Genomic DNA, 18,654 nt, shown 5'->3' on the forward strand with positions numbered 1-18,654 from the left:
GCCGCTGTGGCCGAGCACCCAGTGGCCCGAACACCGGGGAACCCACCACCATCGCCCACCCCCGGGGCGGCGCGGACCGGTGTTCGCGCGCCGGGCGACTGCCCCGATCGGGCACGGAGAACACCCGCGTCATCGCTGTGAGTGATTGACCGTGCTCCGTGCCGGGCCCGATGCTCGAAGCGGCGCGGATCGCCGGCACGGGCTCCCGCACCCCGCGCCGCCGAGCGGCCCGTGCCGCCGAAAGGAGCACCCGATGCCCTCCCGCAAGCACGTCACCGCGGCCGCCGCCGCGCTGACCGTTCTCGGCGCCGCCCTCGCCGCCGCGCCCGCCGCGTACGCCGCGGGCGGCACCGCCCCGGCGTGCATCGCCCGGGTGGTGGACGAGATGCCGGACGGCCAGCACGTGTGGCTGGAGAACAACTGCGGAAAGACGATGCACGTCAAAGTCATCGTGGACGGCTGGTACGACAGCAGCTGCCTGCGGCTCGCCGACCGCGCGAGCCGTGAACTCGTCCTGAAGGTCGGGACCTACCACAAGACGGTGGTCTGCTGAATCCCCCCACCCGCACGGGGCGCACCCCCGGGCCCGACCCGAAAGCGCGCGCCCGCGCCCCGCTCGGCGGGAAGACCGCCACCACCGCCCACGGATCCCCCGCCCCGCCCGTCACCCGTCGCCCGGCAGAGCCCCCGCGGCCGACTGCCGGGCCGCGAAGGCGTCCTCCGCCCCGCCCCGTGCCCGCCGACCGCCGACCAGCCCCCCGCCGGCAGGGCACGCGCACCGCAACGGCCTCAGCCCGTCCGTCGGAGGCCGGACTTGAGGGCGGCCCACCGCTCGGCGAGGACGGGGGTGAGCGTGCCGCGGAGTTCGGCGAGTTTCAGGAGCTGTGCCTCGGCCGCCGCGCCGAGGGCCTGGGCCTCGGCGCGGTAGTGGTCGGTGACCAGTGCGTCGAGTTCGGTGTCGTCCATGACGGGGGCGACCCGCCCGGCGATCTTGTTCATGTTCCGGTAGGAGCCCTGGAGGAGGAACGGCGGCTCGGTGCGGGTGTCGTCGGCCTGGGCCGCGGAGGCGATGTAGGCGCGGTTGACGTCCAGGACGGTGCGGCGCACGCGCAGGAGGCCGCGAAGGACGGCAAGGATCCGGTCGAGTTCGTCCGCCGGCCAGGGGTGGGACAGCGGCGCGGTGTCCGGGCCGCCCCCGGCGCGGTGCAGCAGGGCCGGGAGGTCGGCGCGGATCCGGTCGGCGAGCGGCGCGAGGTGGGGATTGGCCGCGAGGGCGTTCTCGACGAAGCTGAGGGCGAAGAGCTCCTCGCGGCCGGTCAGGACGTCGCCGAGGTTCCACACGTCGGCGCGGTTGGCGAGCATGTCGGGGATGCGGAAGTGCCGGCCGGACTCGGTGTAGGGGTTGGCGGCCATGACGACGGCGAAGCGCTTGCCGCGCAGGTCCCACTCGCGCGCCCCGCCGTCCCACACCCCGTCGACGCGGCGCTGCGCGTCGCACAGCGGGATGAACCACTGGAGGAATTCGGGCGAGGTGTGCTGGACGTCGTCCAGGTACAGCAGGACGTTGCTGCCCGCGTGCAGCGCGAAGTTGATCTTCTCGATCTCCTGACGGGCAGTCGCGTCGGGAGCCTCGGCGGGATCGAGCGAGGTGACCCGGCGGCCGAGCGCCGGACCGCCGACCTTGACCAGGAGCAGACCGAGCCGGTCGGCCAGGTACTCCACCAGGGTCGTCTTGCCGTAGCCCGGCGGGGACAGGAGCAGCAGCAGGCCGCTGCGATCCGTGCCGGCGCCGGGGTCCGCCGTGCCGAGCTGCTTGGCGAGGCTGTCGCCCAGCAGCGGGAGGTACACCTCGTCGACGAGCCGGTTGCGGACGAAGCCGTCGAGCGGCGCCGGACGGTACTGGTCCAGGCGCAGCCGGACCCGCTCCGCGTCGAGGAGCTCGGCCCGCAGCCGCCGGTGGGCGCGGAACGCCGGCACCTCGTGCGCGGCGAAGTCGGCCGCGCGGGTGAGGAGTTCGGCGAGGCCGACGGTGAGGGAGCCCGACTCCAGGCGGGGGTGGTCGCCGCGCAGGCCGGTGACGGTGGTCTCGACGGCGCCGGTCGCGGCGTAGTGCGGGAGCGCGGGGGTGCAGACCAGGGCGGCGGCCTCGGCGAGGTCGTCCGCCCCGGCGTCGTGGCCGCCCGCCGCGGTGAACGCGGTCAGCCAGGCGGAGGCGAGCTGGTGGCGGGCGGGGAGCGCGGCACGCCCGTCGGGCAGGGCGCGCAGGGCGTCGGTCAGGCCCGCCGTGTCGGGCGCGGCACGGAACTTGTCCAGCAGCGCCAGGACCGCCGGGCGGCCGGCGAACCCGATCGGGCGCCGGGCGAGCTCCTCGACCAGGTAGCGGCCGGCCGCGCCCTGGGGCGGGACTGGCAGGGCCGCCGCCCGGGCGAAGTCCCCGACCGCCCCGTCGAGTTCCAGAGCCAGGTCGCCGAGCGCCGGCACGGGACCGTAGGCGTCACGGGCGAGCACCAGCGAACGGGCCCGGGCCGCCCACGCCGCCCGGGACGCCTCCTCCGCCCCGTGCGCCCAGAACAACCGCGCCGCGCTGCGGGCCGCGGCAGGGTGGCGCAGCGCCCCGGCGCCGGCGTGCAGGCGCAGCAGGGCGGACAGCACGGCGGCGGCGTCGTGGTCGTGGACGCCGCGCCGGTAGCCCTCCTCCGCCCGCGACTCGACGGCCCCGCGGACCACCTCGAGCAGCCCCCCGGAGGCGTCCGCCTCGTGGAGGGCGTCGAGTCCGCCCGGCTCGGCGGCGAGGAGGACACTCGCCGCGAGGTACTCGGCGCGGTAGATGCGCGCGGTCTCGGAGACCAGGTGCTGGTCCCAGTAGCGGCGGGCCGCGTGGAAGGCGGGATCGGTGACCGGGGAGCGGTAGTCGGTGCCGGTGAGGACGAACGCGGGGGCCGTCGGCCCGGCGAGGAGGGTGAGTTCGGGGCGCCGCGCGGTGACGGTGAACAGGTGACGGCCCAACCGCAGCGCCCTGCCGTCGCCCGTGTACAGCTCCGCACGGTCGCGCAGCGCACGCCGGGCCTGCTCCCCGGCCGCCTCCAGCCGACCCGCCAGTTCGTCGGCACGCACCGGGTCGCCCAGTTCACGCAGGCGGTCGGCGAGTTGGCGGACCTTCGCGGCGGTCGGGCCCGCCGCAACGGCCGCGTCGATGTCGCCCGCGGCGGTCAGCGACGCCAGCTGGCCGCGCAGGGCTTCGAGGACGCGGTCCGCGGACCGGGCCAGGCGCTCGGCGTGCTGGGCGCGTTCGTCGAGGAGGGCCTGGCGCCGATCGGTGAGCGTGTCGTGGATCTCGGTACGGCGCGCCGCGAGCTGTTCGGTGAACACCGGATCGGCGTCCGCGAAACGGGTCTCCAGCTGCTCCACGCGCAGCAGCAGACGGTCGAGCTGCTCGTCGCACGCCTCCGGCGTGTCGGCGGCGGCCAGCGCGGCGGCGGCGGCCAGGGCCAGCAGGGACGCCTCCGCGGCGAACTCCGCGGCGGCCTCCCGGGTACGCAGCTCGCGGCCGCGCCGGGCGAGCGCGGCACGGGCCCGGTTGGTCTCGGCGAGGACGTCGGCGAGCCGGTCGAGGATGCCGGTACGGACCGAAGGGTCCGCCAGGTCGAGATCGGTGACCAGGTCGCCGACCACCCGCACGGTCTCGCCCTGCGCCTCGACCTGCTCGGCGAGCGGTCCGCCCTCCGCGCTGGTCGCCAGGGACTCCGCGGCCGCCGTGAGCGCGGCGGCCTCCCCGAGCAGGTCGGTGAACGCGTCGGGCCGGGCGAGGAAGCCGACCGCGCGGACCGCCGCGTCGGCGACACCGTCACGCAGCAGGCCGGCCAGGCGGTCGACGTCCCCGGCATCCACGCGGCGCACCTCCCGCAGCGCCTCCACCTGCCCCTGGGCCCGGCGCAGTTCGGCGAGCCGGCCGACCCAGCCGGCCGCCGAGTCCGGGCTCTCCCCGCGGGCCAGCCGCAGCAGGGTCTCGACCTGCTGCGCGGCCCGGTCGACGGCTGCCGCGGCCGCCGCGGCGAGACGGGCCACCGTCTCGTACTCGGCGAGGACCTGCCGCGCGGTGTCGCGGATCGTCCGCAGCGGCTCGTGCAGATCGCCCAGGCCGGGCTCGCCGAGCCAGTGGTGGCGGTCGGCGGCGCGGGCACAGGCGTCGAGGACGGCGCTGTGGCCGACGGCGGTGTCGGTGGGCGCCGCGGCCAACCGGGCCACGGCGAGACAGTCGGCGAGGCCCCGGACGAGGTCCGGATTGCCGATCCGCGCCAGCGGACCGCTGCCGGCCGGCTGCTCGGCCTGGTACCGCTCGCCGGTGAACGGCGTCCGCCACACCTGGGCGGTGTGGAGCAGCGCCGGTCCGTCGTCGCCGCCCCGCAGCGCGATCAGCGTGCCGTCGTCGAGCAGCGCGTGGCCCCGGCAGGCGAGCGGGGCCGACGCCTCCTGACGGACCGTGTTGTACGGCAGCAGCAGCGTACGGCCGTCCGCCGGGTCCCGGAACACGAACAGGACGTCCTCGCCGTTGGGCGAGCGCACCGTCCGCTCGTGGCCGAGGCCCGCCGTGGGGTGGTCGAAGATCCGGACGGTGCCGTCGGTGAGGTGGTAGCCGCCCGGGAACGCCAGCCCCTGCCCGCCCGGAAGGAGCAGACAGGCCTGACCGAGCGCGTCGATCCTGCTGACCCTGCCGGTCGGCAGGTGACACACCAGATGACGGACCGTCTGCTCCTGGTACGGACGGATCCGGACCAGCAGCAGCGTGTCCAGCCGGGCATGGGCGACATCGGCGTCGGCGAGCGTCTGCAACGACTCGGCCAGCGGCTCCCGGTGCACCACGACCCCCGCCGGGGTGCTCAGGGTGAGAATGCCGCCGGCGGTGGCGAGCAGCAGCTCGCCGCCGAGCGCGGCCTGCGGGTGCGGGCCGGCGAGGTGGTCGTCACGGGTCACCGCCCGCCACTGCACCTCCTGCCCGCCGCTGGGGACATGACTGCGCTCGCCGCGCGCGTCCAGGTAGGACACGCTGCCGTCCGGGCCGAGCTGCCAGCGCAGCACCCGCAGGTCCCCGGCCGCCGGGCCGGTCCGGAAAACGGCCAGCAGCCTGCCGTCGACCAGCCGCAGCTGCTCCAGGCGCGTGTCGCGGAAGTACCGGTACAACTCGGCGAGGTCCTGGACGAACCGGGGGTCGTCGAGCAGGCCGGGCAGCTCCTGCGGGCCGGCGTCGGTGAGGTCCGGACGGTGGAGCGAGAGGATGTCGCCGCCGCGGCGGCCCGCGTCGGCGGCGGCCGGGTTGCGGCCGACCAGCAGCAGCCCGCCGAGGCCCACCGCGTCCTGCAGCGTGCACGCGCCGGCCGTGGCCAGCCGGCCGGTGCGTACCAGCTGGAGCTCTCCCGCGCCGAACTCCGCCACCCGGCGGGCGTTGAGCGCGGCGGCCCGCTCGGTCAGCTCGGCCGCGGCCCCGGCCAGCCGCGCGCGCAGCACCTCGTACGTGCCCGTGTCGACGACATCCTCGGTCACCGTGGCTGCTCCTTCTGGTTCTTCGCGCCGTTGCGGGCCGCGAGCCACTTCCTCGCGCCACCCGGGCCGCGAGCTACTTCCTCGCGCCACCCGGGCCACGAGCCACTTCCTCGCGCCACCCGGGCCACGAGCCACTTCCCCGTACCGCGTCGCCGGCCACGAGCTGCGAGCTACTCCCTCGCACCGCCGCAGCCCGCGAACAACTTCCTCGTCCCGCCGCGGCCTGCGAGCCGCTCCCCCGCGCCGCCGCGGGCCGGGGGCTACTTCTTCGTGCCGTTGAGGGCCGCGAGCGGCGTCTCGGCGATGCCCAACTTGCGTGCGGACGCGAGCAGTTGGGTGAGCGGGCCGCTCTGGTCGCCGCCCTGGCCGATGAGCTTCATCAGCAGTGCGGAGACGGTGAGGTTCTGCACGTCCGCGGTCGAGACGGAGGACAGCACCCGGGTGAGGTCCTCGGTGAAGCTCGCGTCGCCGTCCAGCCACGGGCCGGCGAGGGTGCGGGCGGTGTCGGAGTGGGCGACGAAGGCGTCCACGGCCTTGCCCGCGGTCACGGACTGCACCAGGCGGTCGAAGAAGACGCTGTCACCGCCGACGATGTCGATGTTCGCCTTCTCCAGCCCGGCGGCGACCAGCGTCGCCTGCGCCTCGGCGATCTGCCGCTGCACGTCCAGGCCCGCCAGGCGGATGTCCTTCTCGGCGGCCAGCCGCAGCCGGTACTCCTCGTGACCGCGGCTCGCCTCGTCGAGGGCGGCCATCGCGGCGGCCTTCTCGGTCAGGCCCTCGGCCTCCGCCTTGAGCTTCGCGCCGATCTCCAACGCGGTGGCCTGCGCCTTCTCGGTGAGGACCACGGCCTCCGCCCGGCCGATCTTCTCGATCGCCGCCGCTTCCTGCTCGCGCACCTGCACCTTCGCCAGGCCCTCGGCGGCGGCCTCCGCCTGGACGCCCTCGGCGAGGCGGATCTTCGCGGCCGAGTCGAGGTCCGCCGCCTGCCGGCGCGCCTCCGCGAGGACCAGCGACTCACGGGCCTTGTGCGCGGACGCCTGCTCGGCGGCCTCGGCGGCCTTGATGTCCTTGACCAGCTTCTCCTGCGCCTCGGCCTCGGCCTGGATGACCATCGACTTGCGCAGCCGCTCCGCCTCCTCGACCGCGCGCAGCGTCTTGATCGACTCCTCCTGCTCGGCGACGGTGCGGTCCACCGCGACCCGCTCGCGGATCACGTCGGCGATCTCCCGCTTCTGCGTCTCGACCTCCTTGTCCTTGGCGATCCGCGCGAGCTCCGTCTCCCGGTCCCGGCCGATTACCTCCAGCAGCCGGTCCTTCTCGATCCGCTCGGTCTCCACGGCGATCACCCGCTCGCGGTTCTTCTGCGCGACGGCCACCTCACGGGCCTGGTTCTCGCGCTGGATGCCGAGCTGCTCCTCGGTCTTCAGGAACGCGCCCTGGGCACTGAGCCGCTCCTCCTCCTGGACGCAGGCGATCGCCGCTTCCTCCTTGGCGCGCAGGGTCTCGATCTCGCGGCGCTGACGGATCTCCGCGTCCGCCTGACGGCGTTCCAGTTCGAGGACGGCCTCGCGGGCGTCGACGTTCTGCCGGGTGATCTCCTTCTCCTCGGTGCGCTGGTACTCGTTGGTGCGCACGTGCTCGATCGCCGTCAGCTCGGTGATCTTGCGGATGCCCTGCGCGTCGAGGATGTTGTCGGCGTCCAGCGACGTGATCGGGGTCTGCTCCAGGTGGTCGATCGCCGCGTCCTCCAGGCTGTAGCCGTTGAGGTCGGTGCCGATGACCGCGATGATCTGGTCGCGGAACTCGTGCCGGTGCGTGTAGAGGTCTGTGAAGTCCAGCTGCTTGCCGACGGTCTTCAGCGCCTCGGAGAACTTGGCGGAGAAGAAGTCCTGCACCGCCCCCTGGTCGCTGGCCCGGGCGGTGCCGATCGCCTGGGCGACCTTGATGACGTCCTCGACGGTCTTGTTCACCCGCACGAAGAACGAGATCCGGATGTCGGCACGGATGTTGTCCCGGCAGATCAGGCCGTCGCGTCCGGTCCGGGAGATCTCGATGGTCTTCACCGAGATGTCCATCAGCTCGGCCTTGTGCAGCACCGGCAGGACGATCGCGCCGGTGAAGGTGACGTCGACCTTCTTCGTCTTGGAGATGATCAGCGCCTTGCCCTGCTCGACCTTCCGGTACAGGCGGCTGGTGAGCAGCAGCAGCGCGAGCACGATGAGCAGCGCGACGGCGACGAGCACGCCGAAGCCCACAGCGATGGTGTTCATCACGGTCCTTTGAATGAAGAGAAGTCGCGGCGGCGCGGCGGCGCGGTCAGCTGCCGAGCAGCGCGGGGTCGAACGGGGCGACGAGGAAGTACTCGCCCTCGGAGTCGTAGTCGAAGATCAGGGCGGTGCGGCCGGCGGTCAGCCCCGCCTCCTCGGTGCGGGAGCGGATCTGCACGACGGCGGTCGACCCGTCCTCGGCGGCGACTTCGGCCTGCCCGAAGTCGCCGGTCACCCGGCCGGTGCGCACCACGCAGATCCGGCCCACGAAGTCGTGCCGCCGGGCCGGACGTTCCTGCCGCAGCAGCTTCGCCAGCGGGCGCAGCAGCGCTTTCGTCCCCGCCCATGCCGAGATCAGCGCTGCGGCCAGGACGGCGCTGCGGGCCGGTAGGCCGGTGGTCAGCGCCGACCCCGCCAGGCTCACGAACCAGGCAATGGCGATCAGCAGTGAGCCGGCCACTGTCACCGGCACCCCGCCCAGTCGGAGTCCGGCGAGGACGCCCCCGTGGGCGTCGACATCGACGCCCCCGTGGACGTCGATGTCGTGGCCCCCGTCCAGGACGTCGACGCCCAGGCCGCCGAGCAGCGCCAGCCCCCAGTACGCGACGACCACCACCAGCGCGAAGCTGAACAGGGCCGCCGGGAATCCCAGCGCGGCTTCGAAGAATCCGTGCATCCGGCCCCGCCCCCTTGCCTCACGCTGATCGCTCCCGCATCCGGGCGCAGGGCGATCATCGCAGTTGGGGAGCGGCTCCCACATTGCCAGGATCCGGCAATCTTTACGCCGCATTTACACCTGAAACGGCAGGACGGTTTGGCCCTCGCCGCGGGTGCCCGACCGCGCTCCGGCAGGACTCCCGTCTCCGCCCTCGGCCCCGCTGCCCGACGTATCGACCTCCTCCCCCGCTCCCGTGCCCGCATCCCGCACTCGGGGGTCCGGCAGGAACGGAGCAGAGAACCGGTGTTGCTGTCAGAAATTTCGACCGCGTGCGATTTCAGCTGTTGGGCCCGAGCGCGTTGACGCGGCTCTCGTACTCGCGGCGGGCCTTGCGCCGGGCCGGGACCGCCGGGAAGCCCTGGGCTCGTCTGCCGACAGGCAGGGTGAGGGGGCAGTGTCAGCGCGCTTGCGCGAGCAGGTCGTGCGAGAGGTCCCACAAACGGCGCGCGCCCGCCGGGTCGACGGCGTAGCGGGCGACGCCGTGCAGGGTGCCGGAGCGGCGGTCGACGACCTCGGTCTCGTTGCAGTCGACGAAGTAGCGGCCCCCGATGCCTTCCAGGAGCGGTGAGGTCGCAAGGAGGACGGAGGTCGCGGCGCCCTGTTGGACGGTCTTGATCAGTTCGGCGGGGACACGGCCGCTGCCCCGGCCGCCGGTGTGGCGTTGCAGGTTCGTGTAGATGGCGCCGGGCATGAGTGCGTTGGCGGTGATGTTGTCGTCGGCCCAGCGGCGGCTCGCTTCCACCGCGAAGAGGGCGTTGGCGGTCTTGGACTGGCCGTAGGCGAGCCAGGGGTCGTAGGGGCGGAAGGCGAAGTTGATGTCGTCCCACACGATCGGCGACTGTTGGTGCCCGGTGGAGCTGACGGCCACCACGCGGGCGTTGCCGTCGGCGGCGAGTGCGTGGTGCAGGCCGGTGGCGAGGGCGAAGTGACCGAGGTGATTGGTGGCGAACTGCCACTCCCAGCCCTGCTCGGTGTACTGCTCGGGGCAGGCCATGACGCCGGCGTTGTTGACCAGGACGTGCAGCGGCCCCTGCCAGGCGTCGACGAACGCGGTGACCGACGCGAGATCGGTCAGGTCGAGGGGTGCGACGCGCACCTCGTGGTTCCCGGTGGAGGCCGCGATCTCCTCGGCGACGCGTTCGCCCGCCGCCGCGTCCCGTACCGCGAGGGTGACCTCCGCGCCGGTGGAGGCCAGGGCGCGGGCTGTCTCCGTGCCCAGTCCGGAGGAGGCGCCGGTGACGACGGCGCGGCGGCCGGTGAGGTCGATCCCGTCCGCGGCTTCGGCAGCGGTGGTGCTGAAGCCGAAGGGAGTGGTGATGGTGGTCATTGGGAGAACTCCTCGGGGAAGTGCGTGGTTGCGGTGTGGTCAGGGGGTGAGCAGGCGGTCCTGTTCCGTCGGCGGTGTGCCGGAGTGCCAGTCCAGTGCCCGGCCGAAGCGGATCAGTTCGCCGTAGAGGGCGGGGTCGACGTGCTCGGCGAGGAGCAGATCGAGTACGGCTGTGGCGGCTCGGGCGGGGGACTGGGCCTGGCTGTAGTCGTCGAACCACGGGCGTGAGGTGGGGGTGTCGACCATGCCGGGGCATACGGCGGCGACCAGGGTGCCGGTGGACAGGTCGCGGTCGCGGCGGTCGGCGGCGATCGCGCGCACCGCGGCCACCTGGGCCACCTTCGAGGGCACGTTCAACCACAGTGGCCAGCCTTCCTCGGCGGCCGTCCTGTGGTGGATGGCACTGCGCCAGGACTCGACGGCCCACTCGACCTGATCGAGGCTCGCGCCGTCGAAGAGGTGCTGAAGGCGCGGGGTGAGGTGGCCGAGAGTGCCCAGGCTGCTGGCCACCACGAGGAGCCGGCCGCCAGGGCGCAGGACGGGGCCGAAGGAGCGCAGGACCGCGTGGGTGGCGGTGTTGGAGACGTCGATGAACTCGTCGGCCCGCTCGGCCTGCGACTCACCGGGCAGCAGGCGGGCGACCGCGTTGGATACGACGATGTCGACGCCGCCGTGGCGGACCCGCAGGTCCTCGGCGAGGCGGGCGACGGCGTCGGTGTCCGTGACGTCCAGGACCTGGCCCTCGACGCGGGCCCGGGCCGAGGGCGCCTGCGCGACCTCGCGGGCCGCGGCCGCCACACGCTGCTGGCTGCGGCCGGTGAGCAGGACCAGGTCGTCCTCGTGCATGCGGGTGGCGAGCCCTTCGACGAGGGCGCGGCCGAGCCCTTGGTTGGCGCCCGTGACCAGGGCGATGCGGGAAGCGTTCATGGCTCCACGCTAGGAACGCCGCATCCATGAGTCCAACGAAAGTTCAGCACTTGTAGTATGCGTAAACGTCATGGACTTCGCTGATGTGTCGCTGACCGCGCTGCGCGTGCTGCGCGCCGTGGCCGAACAAGGAACCTTCACCGCGGCCGCCGCATCGCTCGGGTACACCCAGTCGGCGGTCTCCCGGCAGATCGCCGCGATCGAGCGTGCGGCGGGCGCGGAACTGCTGGAGCGGCGGCGCGACGGCGTCCGGCTCACCGACGCCGGCCGCATCGTCATGCGCCGCGCCACGACCGTGCTCGACGAGATCGAGGCCACCGCGCGCGCGCTGTCCGGCCTGCCGGGACAGGGCGGGACGGTACGTCTGGGATGGGTGCCCAGCGCGGGCGCCGTTCTGGTGCCCCGGGCCCTTGCCGAGCTGCGCCGCACCGACCCCGATCTGCATGTCGTCGGCCGCGAGGGCGGCACTCCCGCGCTGGCGCGCGCCCTGCGGGCCGGCAGCATCGACCTGGCCCTGCTCGCCTCCGCGCCGCCGTTTCGCGCGCCGGACACCGAATCGCCCCCGCTCGCCCTGCAGACGCTGACCGAACGCGCTCTGCGCCTCGCGGTACCGGCCGCCCACCCGCTGGCCCGCGGCGACTACGTGGATGTGGCCGACCTGCGCGGACAGCGGTGGATCGCCGGCTCCTCCTCGGGCGAGGACCGGCTGATGGGCGTCTGGCCGGGCCTGGACGAACGGCCCGAGATCGTCCTCACCGCCCGCGACTGGCTGGCCAAGCTCCACCTCGTCGCCGCCGGCTGCGGACTGACCACCGTGCCGGCCACACTCGCGTCCGTCGCGCCGCCCGGGGTGCGCGTCCTGCCCGTCCGAGGCGGCCCCCAGGAACAACGGCGCCTGCTACTGGCCCGCCTCCCCCACCCGCCGGAACAGTCCGTCGCCCGCGTGGCAGCCGTACTGCGCGCCGAGGCCCTCGCCACCACCCCCGCCGCGTTCCCCTCCTGACGACGAGCCCGCACGCCCAACCGCACCGCCGGCGACGGGCCGGGGACACGCCGGGCACAGCCCTGTCCGGCCGGGTCCCCACCGGCTTCCTGCGCCTGCACGAGGCCGCGCACACGCCGATCGCCGCCGGGCAGAACCTGACCGGGGACACCCCGTAGCCCACCACCAGACCCCTCGAGAGCGGGTGCGGCTGTCGCCGACACTCGGTGACCTGCTGGTCCTGGCTCCGATCATCGGGTGCCGATCTGCCGCAGCCCCCAGCCCCCAGCCGTCCGCCTTCGCCGCGGCCGTCCCCTCCTCCAACGCCGCGTCCGTCACCTCGCCCGGCGCCCCCGCAGCTGAACCACCGGCCGGAGCCGGATCGCGGGGGCCCGCTCCGCAAGGCCGTCGCAGGACCGGGCCACGTCCGCCTTCAGGAAGCCGATCCTCGGGGCATCGCTCACCCGCGCACCCCGGCGGCCCTCATCACTCGCTGTCAAAACTTCTGACAGCAACGCCGGTTCTCCGGTCCGTTCCTGCCGGCCCCCCGCTCCCGTGCCCGTATACGGGCGCGTGCCCGGCCCCGGAACGGGTCCGGGGCCGGGCACGCGCGGGGTGGAGATGCTCGGGTCAGAGCCGGAAGGGGTTTCCGCCCAGGGCTCCGATGAGGTACCAGGCGGTCGCGCCGGTGTGCAGCGAGGAGTAGTAGTAGTCGCCCTGTCCGGTGTCGAGGCCGTCGTGCGAGGAGGCGACGATTCCCGACCCGTCGGTGTGCGGGGCTTCGTTCTGGGCCTTCTGCAGGGTGGCGATCAGCGCCGCGGCCCGGCCCGCGTCACCGGGGGCGTTGCGGGCCTGGTAGGCGGCCAGGAGGTGGGCGGTGCCCTCGAACCAGACGCCGCTGGTGTCGACGGCGCTGAAGCTGACGCCGGTGAAGCCGCCGTCGGTGGCGGCCATCCGGCCCGCGGCGAAGTCGACCGAGGGCGCGTAGGCCGGGTCCAGGGTGGCCAGGTAGCTCCAGGTCTGGACGTCCTCGGGGACGGCGTCCTCGTTGGTGGTGACCCCGTCGAGGCCGGTGCCGGTCCACAGGGACTTGTTGGGGGCCTGCATGGTCCTGACGAACGCGAAGGCGTTGTCGGACCGGTTCTTCCAGGTCTGGTCGCCGGTGAGCTGGTGGAGCATGGCGAAGAAGGCGCCGACGTCGATGTTGTGCTCGGTGGCCTTCCAGGTCCGCTGGACCAGGCCGCTGCCGTCCTCCGCCGCGGAGGTGTCGGCGTAGCCGCCGGTGTAGCCGCCGGCGCCGCGGGTGTCGGCGGAGTTGGCCTGGATCCAGTTCGCGGCCCGCAGCGCGCCGTTGAGGTACTTGCTGTCGCCGGTGGCCTTGTAGAGGTGGGCGAAGGCCATGCCGGCCCAGGCCATGTTCCCGGTGTAGACGGACCAGCCGGCGATGTAGGGGGTGCCGACCGGGTAGTCCCGGCCGAGGGTGGTGATGAACGGGTCCGGCAGGTAGGAGGCCCGGATCCGGCCGTCGTTCACCGGATCGTGGTCCTGGGCGTACAGCAGGCTGTCGCCGAGGGCGATGGCGTGCGTGAAGTCGGTGCCGGAGTGGTTCGTCAGGAGCGCCATGACGGTCACGGCGTTGTCGTAGGTGAACGACGCCTGGTACCCGGTCGGGCCGAACTTGTCCCCGGGCCCGAAGAAGCCGCCCTTGTAGCTCTGCGGGACGCGGAGCGCGTCCTGGGAGCCGTACTGGTCGATGGCGTTCAGCAGGAAGGAGTCGGCCTTGCGCGTCGAGGGGCTCGGGGACGTGGTACTGCCCGTGCCGCCCGTGCCGGGGTTGAAGAAGTTGTAGCCGACGATCTTGTCGATGAGGGCGCCGCCGGGGAAGTCCATCATCACGACGCCGGTGCGGACCACCGGGGCGTGCGTGCCCGTGGCCTGGTTGAGATACGTCAGCAGGAACTCGTTGACGCCCTGGCTCGTGCAGATCTGGGCGGCGCAGCCGCTGGCGACCGAGTAGGGGTAGGCGAAGGCCGATGCTCCGCTGGTGTAGTTGATGTACAGCTTCCGGTCCTGGTCGGGGTCGCTGTTCTGCCGGTCCAGCTGCCGCCGCACGTAGTTGCGCTTGCTGGCGATGGCCATCATGTTGGGGACGTCGTACTCGTCCTGGACGAAGCAGCTGTGGTTGCCGGAGTCGGTGTTGTCGCCGCAGTCCCCGCCGGCGAGGCTGGCGCCCGCGTTGTTCTGCAGGTCGGAGTCCTGCTTCAGGCCCCACTGGTAGTCGCCGCCGCCCGGGCCGTAGAAGGCCGTCAGCACCAGCTTCCCGCGGACGGCGCCGAGCGTCGGAACCTCGCCCTGACTGACCGTGGTGGCCGTCGAGGCGACCGACGGGCCGTAGAACAGGTTGGGGTACTGCGCCAGGTAGTGGCTGAAGAGGTTCTGCCGGTAGATGGTTTTGGCGTTGTCGGAGGGGCTGGCGGGGACGAGGCCCCCGTCGGGGTCGTAGGAGGGCGGCGCCTCGGCGTCTATCAGGTCATCGGTGCACGAGGTGCCGGAGCCGCTGCACTCGGCCTTCAGGCGGAGCAGCAGCGTCTCGCCGGGGTGACCGGTCAGGAACGCCTGGAACTGGTCGAGGGCGTCGCCCAGCATCGCGTGCTGGTAGACGACTCCGTGGTGGACGGCGTACGAGCCGGCGAGGTAGTCGCCGTTCGACTTGCTCTGCCCGCCGACGACCCGGACCCGGATGTCGAACGCCCGGACGCCGGCGGCCAGTTGGCCGGCCAGGTTGCCGGCCTGGGTGGAGTCGCCCTCCTGGGTCTGCGTCAAGTCGCCGCCGAAGGTGGAGAGCGACTCGTGCGTCCCGGGGATGGACATGGCGCCCAGATTCGTGCTGTCGGGAACGCGCCTCATCCAGTCCGAGCCGGCCGTGGCGGAACTCAGGCTCTCGTACGACGGGGTGCTCATCGAGCTGTCCGCGAACGCCGGCGCGGCCGCGGGCAGCGTCAGCGACCCGAGGCCGAGTACCGCGGACAGCAGGGCGCCCGCAGCGGTTCTCCAGTGTCGGTTAATCGTGCTCTCCTCGAAGCAGCGGGGAACATCGCGCACGACGTCCCCCCGAATTCGCCCTGGTCGGGCGGTTGAGGTGGGCCAGCGTAGCCCACCTGCCGGTCCTCTTGGTGTCGGGCACCTGACATGCCGGCAACGGAAGTTGAGGTGGAGTCAGCTCAGGATCAGGGCCGGCCCGGCGGCCGCGGCCCGGCACCGGTCTGTCGGCGTGCGGGGCCCGGGCGGGCTCACGCCAGGGACTTCAGGACGTCGACCTCGCATCCCGGCGCGTAGGGGTCGAAGCCGTGCTCGGTGAGCCAGCGGACGGCGAGCAGGGTTCGCAGCGACCACCAGGCCCGGACGAGGTCGAGGTCGAGGTCGATGTCGGCGCCGTAGCCGGCGAGGAGGTCGTCGAGGCGGTCGGTGTGGCCGAGGGTGAAGGTGGCGAGATCGTAGAGCGGGTCGCCCCGGCCCGCCTCGGACCAGTCGATGATGCCGGTGACGTGGTCGCCGTCGAGGAAGATGTGGGCGATCTGGAGGTCGCCGTGGGTGAAGGCCGGGCTCCACGGGCGCAGTGCGGCATCGGCGACCCGCCGGCTGCGGGCGACGAGGCCGGCGGGGAGGAGGCCGTCCGTCACGAGCAGCCGGCATTCGTCGTCGAGTTCGGCGGCCAGCACGGCGGTGCTGCGGCCGGCCCGGCCGAGTCGGGGCGGGAGGGGCGCGTCGTGGAGTGTTCGAATGGCGGCGCCCGCTGCGGCCCACGCCGCGGGCGTTCCGGTCGACGGGCCGCCGAGACGTCCGAGAGGCGCTCCGGGCACGGCGGCGAGCGCGAGTACGGGCGGCCGACGCCAGAGGACTCTCGCGGTGGGGACCGGGGCCAGGGACATCGCTTCGAGCTCGGCATCGATGCGCGCCTGGTCCGCGTCGACCTTCAGGAACACGTCACCCACCCGCAGGGTTGCGCGCTCGGAGTGGGCCACGACGACTTCGACCTTGTCCATGGCCGACCAGTATGGCGGCGACGGGCGGCGACGTCCCCGGGTTCGTAGGGCACGGCTGCCCGGTCGGCCGGGTCATCGGGGGCGCCACCGGCAGACTCCGCTGCGGGGTGCTGGTGCAGGGTGCTCGTGCGGGGTGCTGGTGGAGGTGCTGGTGCGGGGGTCAGTCGCTGTCGCGCTTCTCGATGACGAGGATGCGGGCCTCGGGGGCGGGATGGGCCATGTGCTCGTCGCCGGGCTCCACGCAGCAGACCCGGCCGGGGGTGAGGCGCTCGACCTGTTCGGTGCCGCCGGTGCGGTAGTGCATGTCGACGGCGCCGTCGAGGACGACGAAGACCTCCGGGCCGTCGTTGATGTGCCATCGGTAGGGCCGGTCGGTCCAGTGCAGCCGGACGGTCGCGTCGTCGAGCTCGGCGAGATCGAGGGCGCCCCAAGGGCGTTCGGCGGTGAAGGAGGCGGCGTCGAGGAAGCGCACAGGGGGTTCTTTCCGTCCAGGAGCCGTACCGTCGGCTCTCCTCTGCATTCTGTGTCGGGAAGCCCGGCCGGCGGACCTGGCAGAAATGACTGATTGCCTCGAAATCCTGCCAGCGGGGCTCCTCCCGGTCGCCGGACATCGGGACCGGCCGTACCGGTGGTCGGGGTTCACCCGCCTCCGGGAGCCCTGCGACCGCTCCCCCGGGGCCGGCTCCGCCCGGAGTGACACCGGGGAGGCGGTGACCAGCATGGGCGGCCCAAGGTGCGGCCGGCTGTGGACGACGAGCCGGTGGATCCGTCCGGCGTCCGATCAACCCGCTCCTGGAGCGCGGCAGAAGGGTACGGAGCAGCGCCGGGCTGTGACGGTGAGCCGGGGGTGTGGGGTCACCTGTCGGTCAGGGGGCGAAGGTAGTGGGCGACCTGGGTGTGGCGGAGGTGTTCGGCCCAGCCGAGTGGGGTGTCGTCGAAGCGGGTGTCACGGATGTTCGGGTCGGCGCCCAGGCCGATCAGCAGGTGTGCGCCGGTCAGGTCGTCGGCGGCCGCGGCCTGGTGGAGGGCGGTTTCCCAGGGTTGTTCGAGGGGGATGTCGCCGCGACCGCGAGCGTTGACGTCGAATCCGAGTTCCACCAGGAGCGGGACGGCGTGCCAGACGCTGCGGGCTGCCGCCCAGACGATCAGGGCGGGCCGTCGTCGGCGTGCGGCGTCGGCATGCGGGCGAAGCCGTTGGACGGTGGCGCGCTCTCCTGCCAGGGCTGCGGCGACAAGTGAGTCCGCGCCGTCGGCCGGTGACCAGGGGGCGCCGTGAACGGCCAGGTACCGCAGGACGCGTGTGCTGCCGCACTGGGCGGCCAGGCGGGTGGGTGTGGTGCCGTTCCAGGCGCGCAGCCGGACCGGACGGTGGTCGGGGAAGTGGAACGGGGCGTGCAGGTCTGCGCATTCGGCGAGCAGCCGGACGCGGTCGGGGAGGTCGTGGGTGACGGCCCACCAGAGTTGGTCGGCGATCAGGTCGGCGGGCGAGGGGATTGCCGTGCCCAGACGTGTGCGCCATGGATTGCTGCGGCGTCCGGCACCACGCCTGTCGCCGCGCCCGTCGCCACGTCTGGCTTCGCGTCCGTCGTCGCGCCCGTCGTCGCGCCCGAGGCCGTGGTCGATGAGCAGGCGCAGGTGGGTGTCGTCGGTGCCGAACTGGCGGTTGTAGAGGGCTTGTCCGTCGTTGGGGTCGGCGCCGGCGGTCAGGAGTGCGGTGGCGAGGACGTCGGCTGCGGGGTGCGGGGGTTGGCCGTGCTCGCCGCCGCCGAGTGCGCCGGCGAGTGCGGTGAAGGGCGTGGTCAGGCCGTGCCAGAGATAGCCGGCGTTCGGGTCGGCGCCGTGGTGGAGGAGCAGACGTGCGGTTTCGGCGACGGCGTCTTCCGGGACGGCGGGGTCGTGCCGGGCGTAGGCGAGGTAGAGGAGCGGCTCCCAGGCGAACGGGCCGCCTTCGGTGACCGCCAGGGTCGGATCGTCGGTGAGCAGCGTGGTGAGTGCGGCGGTGTCGGCGGCGGCAGCCGCGGCGTGGATCGACGTGGCAGTGAGATGGGGGTGGGTGGCGAGGAGCGCGGCGGCCTGTGTCCAGCGCTCGGGATTGTCGTCGGGGCTGTAGCGGAGGCAGGCCAGCAGGAGGAACCGGTCGGCGGGTGACGTCGCGCTGTCGATCCGGTCCGGGGTTCGGCGGTGGCGCTGGATGGTGTGGACGTGCCGCTTGAGTGCGGCCCACGACGGGAAGCCGTAGCGGCGGGCGACGGCCAGCTGTGCGCCGGCCAGGGACGGCGGGTGCGGGCCCGTGGGCTGATGGGCGGCGATCAGTGCGAGGGCGTCCGGTGCGCCGGATCCGGCCCGCTCGCGCAAGTCCTTCGCCTGCTTGCGCAGTTGCTCGAAGTTCGGGTCGTCGGGGAGCCGGATGACGGTCGCCATGGCGGCCTCCTTCCATGGCCCGCGGTCCGCTGCGCCGGGCTGAAAGGAGGTACGGGGGCGGTGCCGGTGCTGGGCGCACGACCGGGTGGGCTCGGCCCTGTCCGCGGACGGGAGGCGTCCCGGGACGCCCGTGGGAAGTGTAGCCAGCGGGTTGACGCGCCGGTGGGATTCCGGCGAGGTCGGCCGGGGATCGGCACTCGGCCACTCGGATGCTCGGGTGCTCGGGTTCTCGGGTGCTCGGGTGCTTCGGGCGGGACCGGGTGACGGCGGGTCAGGAGTTCCAGGGGACCTGCGCCAGGGGCGGGGTCCGGTTGAAGAAGGTCTTGGCGCGCAGGACGGCGGCTTCGTCGGCGAGGACCTGGCCTGGGCGGTTGCCGTTGCCGAACAGGACGCCGCCGGAGGTGCCGATCTGGCGGACGGCGCTCCGGGCC

At 73.4% G+C, this 18,654-nt stretch carries 11 protein-coding genes; 2 read left to right on the forward strand and 9 right to left on the reverse strand.

All coding sequences use genetic code 11. From position 1 onward, the window contains the following. Positions 1-253 precede the first annotated feature (253 nt). A complete protein-coding gene (locus ACIQF6_RS30675) occupies positions 254-553 on the forward strand; it encodes a hypothetical protein (protein WP_400900813.1) in 300 nt (99 codons plus the stop codon). A 236-nt stretch (positions 554-789) separates the two neighbouring features. Here the strand turns inward: ACIQF6_RS30675 and ACIQF6_RS30680 are convergent, their stop codons facing one another. The 5 genes from ACIQF6_RS30680 to ACIQF6_RS30700 form a co-directional block, all read right to left on the reverse strand. Beyond that, complete coding sequence (locus tag ACIQF6_RS30680; protein WP_400900815.1) at positions 790-5,538, reverse strand: DNA repair ATPase; 4,749 nt, start codon at positions 5,536-5,538, stop codon at positions 790-792. A 260-nt stretch (positions 5,539-5,798) separates the two neighbouring features. Further along, positions 5,799-7,808, reverse strand: a complete 2,010-nt coding sequence (locus ACIQF6_RS30685; RefSeq protein WP_400900817.1) for a flotillin family protein — start codon at positions 7,806-7,808, stop codon at positions 5,799-5,801. A gap of 46 nt (positions 7,809-7,854) precedes the next feature. Beyond that, the gene (locus tag ACIQF6_RS30690) at positions 7,855-8,481 is read right to left on the reverse strand and encodes a hypothetical protein (RefSeq protein WP_400900819.1); all 627 of its coding nucleotides are present in this window, start codon (positions 8,479-8,481) and stop codon (positions 7,855-7,857) included. Between the two features lie 439 nt (positions 8,482-8,920). Beyond that, positions 8,921-9,850 carry an SDR family NAD(P)-dependent oxidoreductase gene (locus ACIQF6_RS30695; RefSeq protein WP_400900821.1) on the reverse strand — a complete coding sequence of 310 codons (930 nt, stop codon included), beginning with the start codon at positions 9,848-9,850 and terminating at the stop codon, positions 8,921-8,923. A 39-nt stretch (positions 9,851-9,889) separates the two neighbouring features. Continuing rightward, positions 9,890-10,777: an SDR family NAD(P)-dependent oxidoreductase gene (locus ACIQF6_RS30700; RefSeq protein WP_400900823.1), complete on the reverse strand. Its 888-nt coding sequence runs from the start codon at positions 10,775-10,777 to the stop codon at positions 9,890-9,892. 70 nt (positions 10,778-10,847) lie between these two features. Here ACIQF6_RS30700 and ACIQF6_RS30705 point away from each other — a divergent pair, with 70 nt between their 5' ends. Further along, positions 10,848-11,780, forward strand: a complete 933-nt coding sequence (locus ACIQF6_RS30705) for a LysR family transcriptional regulator (protein ID WP_400900825.1) — start codon at positions 10,848-10,850, stop codon at positions 11,778-11,780. Between the two features lie 609 nt (positions 11,781-12,389). On the opposite strand, the gene ACIQF6_RS30710 is transcribed toward ACIQF6_RS30705, so the two are convergent. From ACIQF6_RS30710 to ACIQF6_RS30725, 4 genes are all read right to left on the reverse strand, one after another. Further along, the gene (locus ACIQF6_RS30710; protein WP_400900827.1) at positions 12,390-14,861 is read right to left on the reverse strand and encodes a hypothetical protein; all 2,472 of its coding nucleotides are present in this window, start codon (positions 14,859-14,861) and stop codon (positions 12,390-12,392) included. A gap of 188 nt (positions 14,862-15,049) precedes the next feature. After that, positions 15,050-15,802 (reverse strand): phosphotransferase, encoded by a 753-nt coding sequence (locus tag ACIQF6_RS30715; RefSeq protein WP_400900829.1) that lies wholly within the window; start codon positions 15,800-15,802, stop codon positions 15,050-15,052. Positions 15,803-15,962: 160 nt separating this feature from the next. Continuing rightward, on the reverse strand, positions 15,963-16,274 hold the full coding sequence (locus tag ACIQF6_RS30720; RefSeq protein ID WP_400900831.1) for a hypothetical protein: 312 nt from the start codon (positions 16,272-16,274) through the stop codon (positions 15,963-15,965). A 383-nt stretch (positions 16,275-16,657) separates the two neighbouring features. Next, a complete protein-coding gene (locus tag ACIQF6_RS30725; protein ID WP_400900833.1) occupies positions 16,658-18,223 on the reverse strand; it encodes a hypothetical protein in 1,566 nt (521 codons plus the stop codon). Positions 18,224-18,654 lie beyond the last annotated feature (431 nt).

Origin of the sequence: Kitasatospora sp. NPDC092948 (assembly GCF_044754805.1) — a bacterium.
GTDB lineage: Bacteria > Actinomycetota > Actinomycetes > Streptomycetales > Streptomycetaceae > Kitasatospora.

Coding starts and splice junctions, on each gene's coding strand:
- ACIQF6_RS30725 (WP_400900833.1), bottom strand. CDS start 18,223: ATGGCGACCGTCATCCGGCTCCCCGACGACCCGAACTTCGAGCAACTG.
- ACIQF6_RS30705 (WP_400900825.1), top strand. CDS start 10,848: ATGGACTTCGCTGATGTGTCGCTGACCGCGCTGCGCGTGCTGCGCGCC.
- ACIQF6_RS30685 (WP_400900817.1), bottom strand. CDS start 7,808: ATGAACACCATCGCTGTGGGCTTCGGCGTGCTCGTCGCCGTCGCGCTG.
- ACIQF6_RS30690 (WP_400900819.1), bottom strand. CDS start 8,481: ATGCACGGATTCTTCGAAGCCGCGCTGGGATTCCCGGCGGCCCTGTTC.
- ACIQF6_RS30700 (WP_400900823.1), bottom strand. CDS start 10,777: ATGAACGCTTCCCGCATCGCCCTGGTCACGGGCGCCAACCAAGGGCTC.
- ACIQF6_RS30675 (WP_400900813.1), top strand. CDS start 254: ATGCCCTCCCGCAAGCACGTCACCGCGGCCGCCGCCGCGCTGACCGTT.
- ACIQF6_RS30695 (WP_400900821.1), bottom strand. CDS start 9,850: ATGACCACCATCACCACTCCCTTCGGCTTCAGCACCACCGCTGCCGAA.
- ACIQF6_RS30715 (WP_400900829.1), bottom strand. CDS start 15,802: ATGGACAAGGTCGAAGTCGTCGTGGCCCACTCCGAGCGCGCAACCCTG.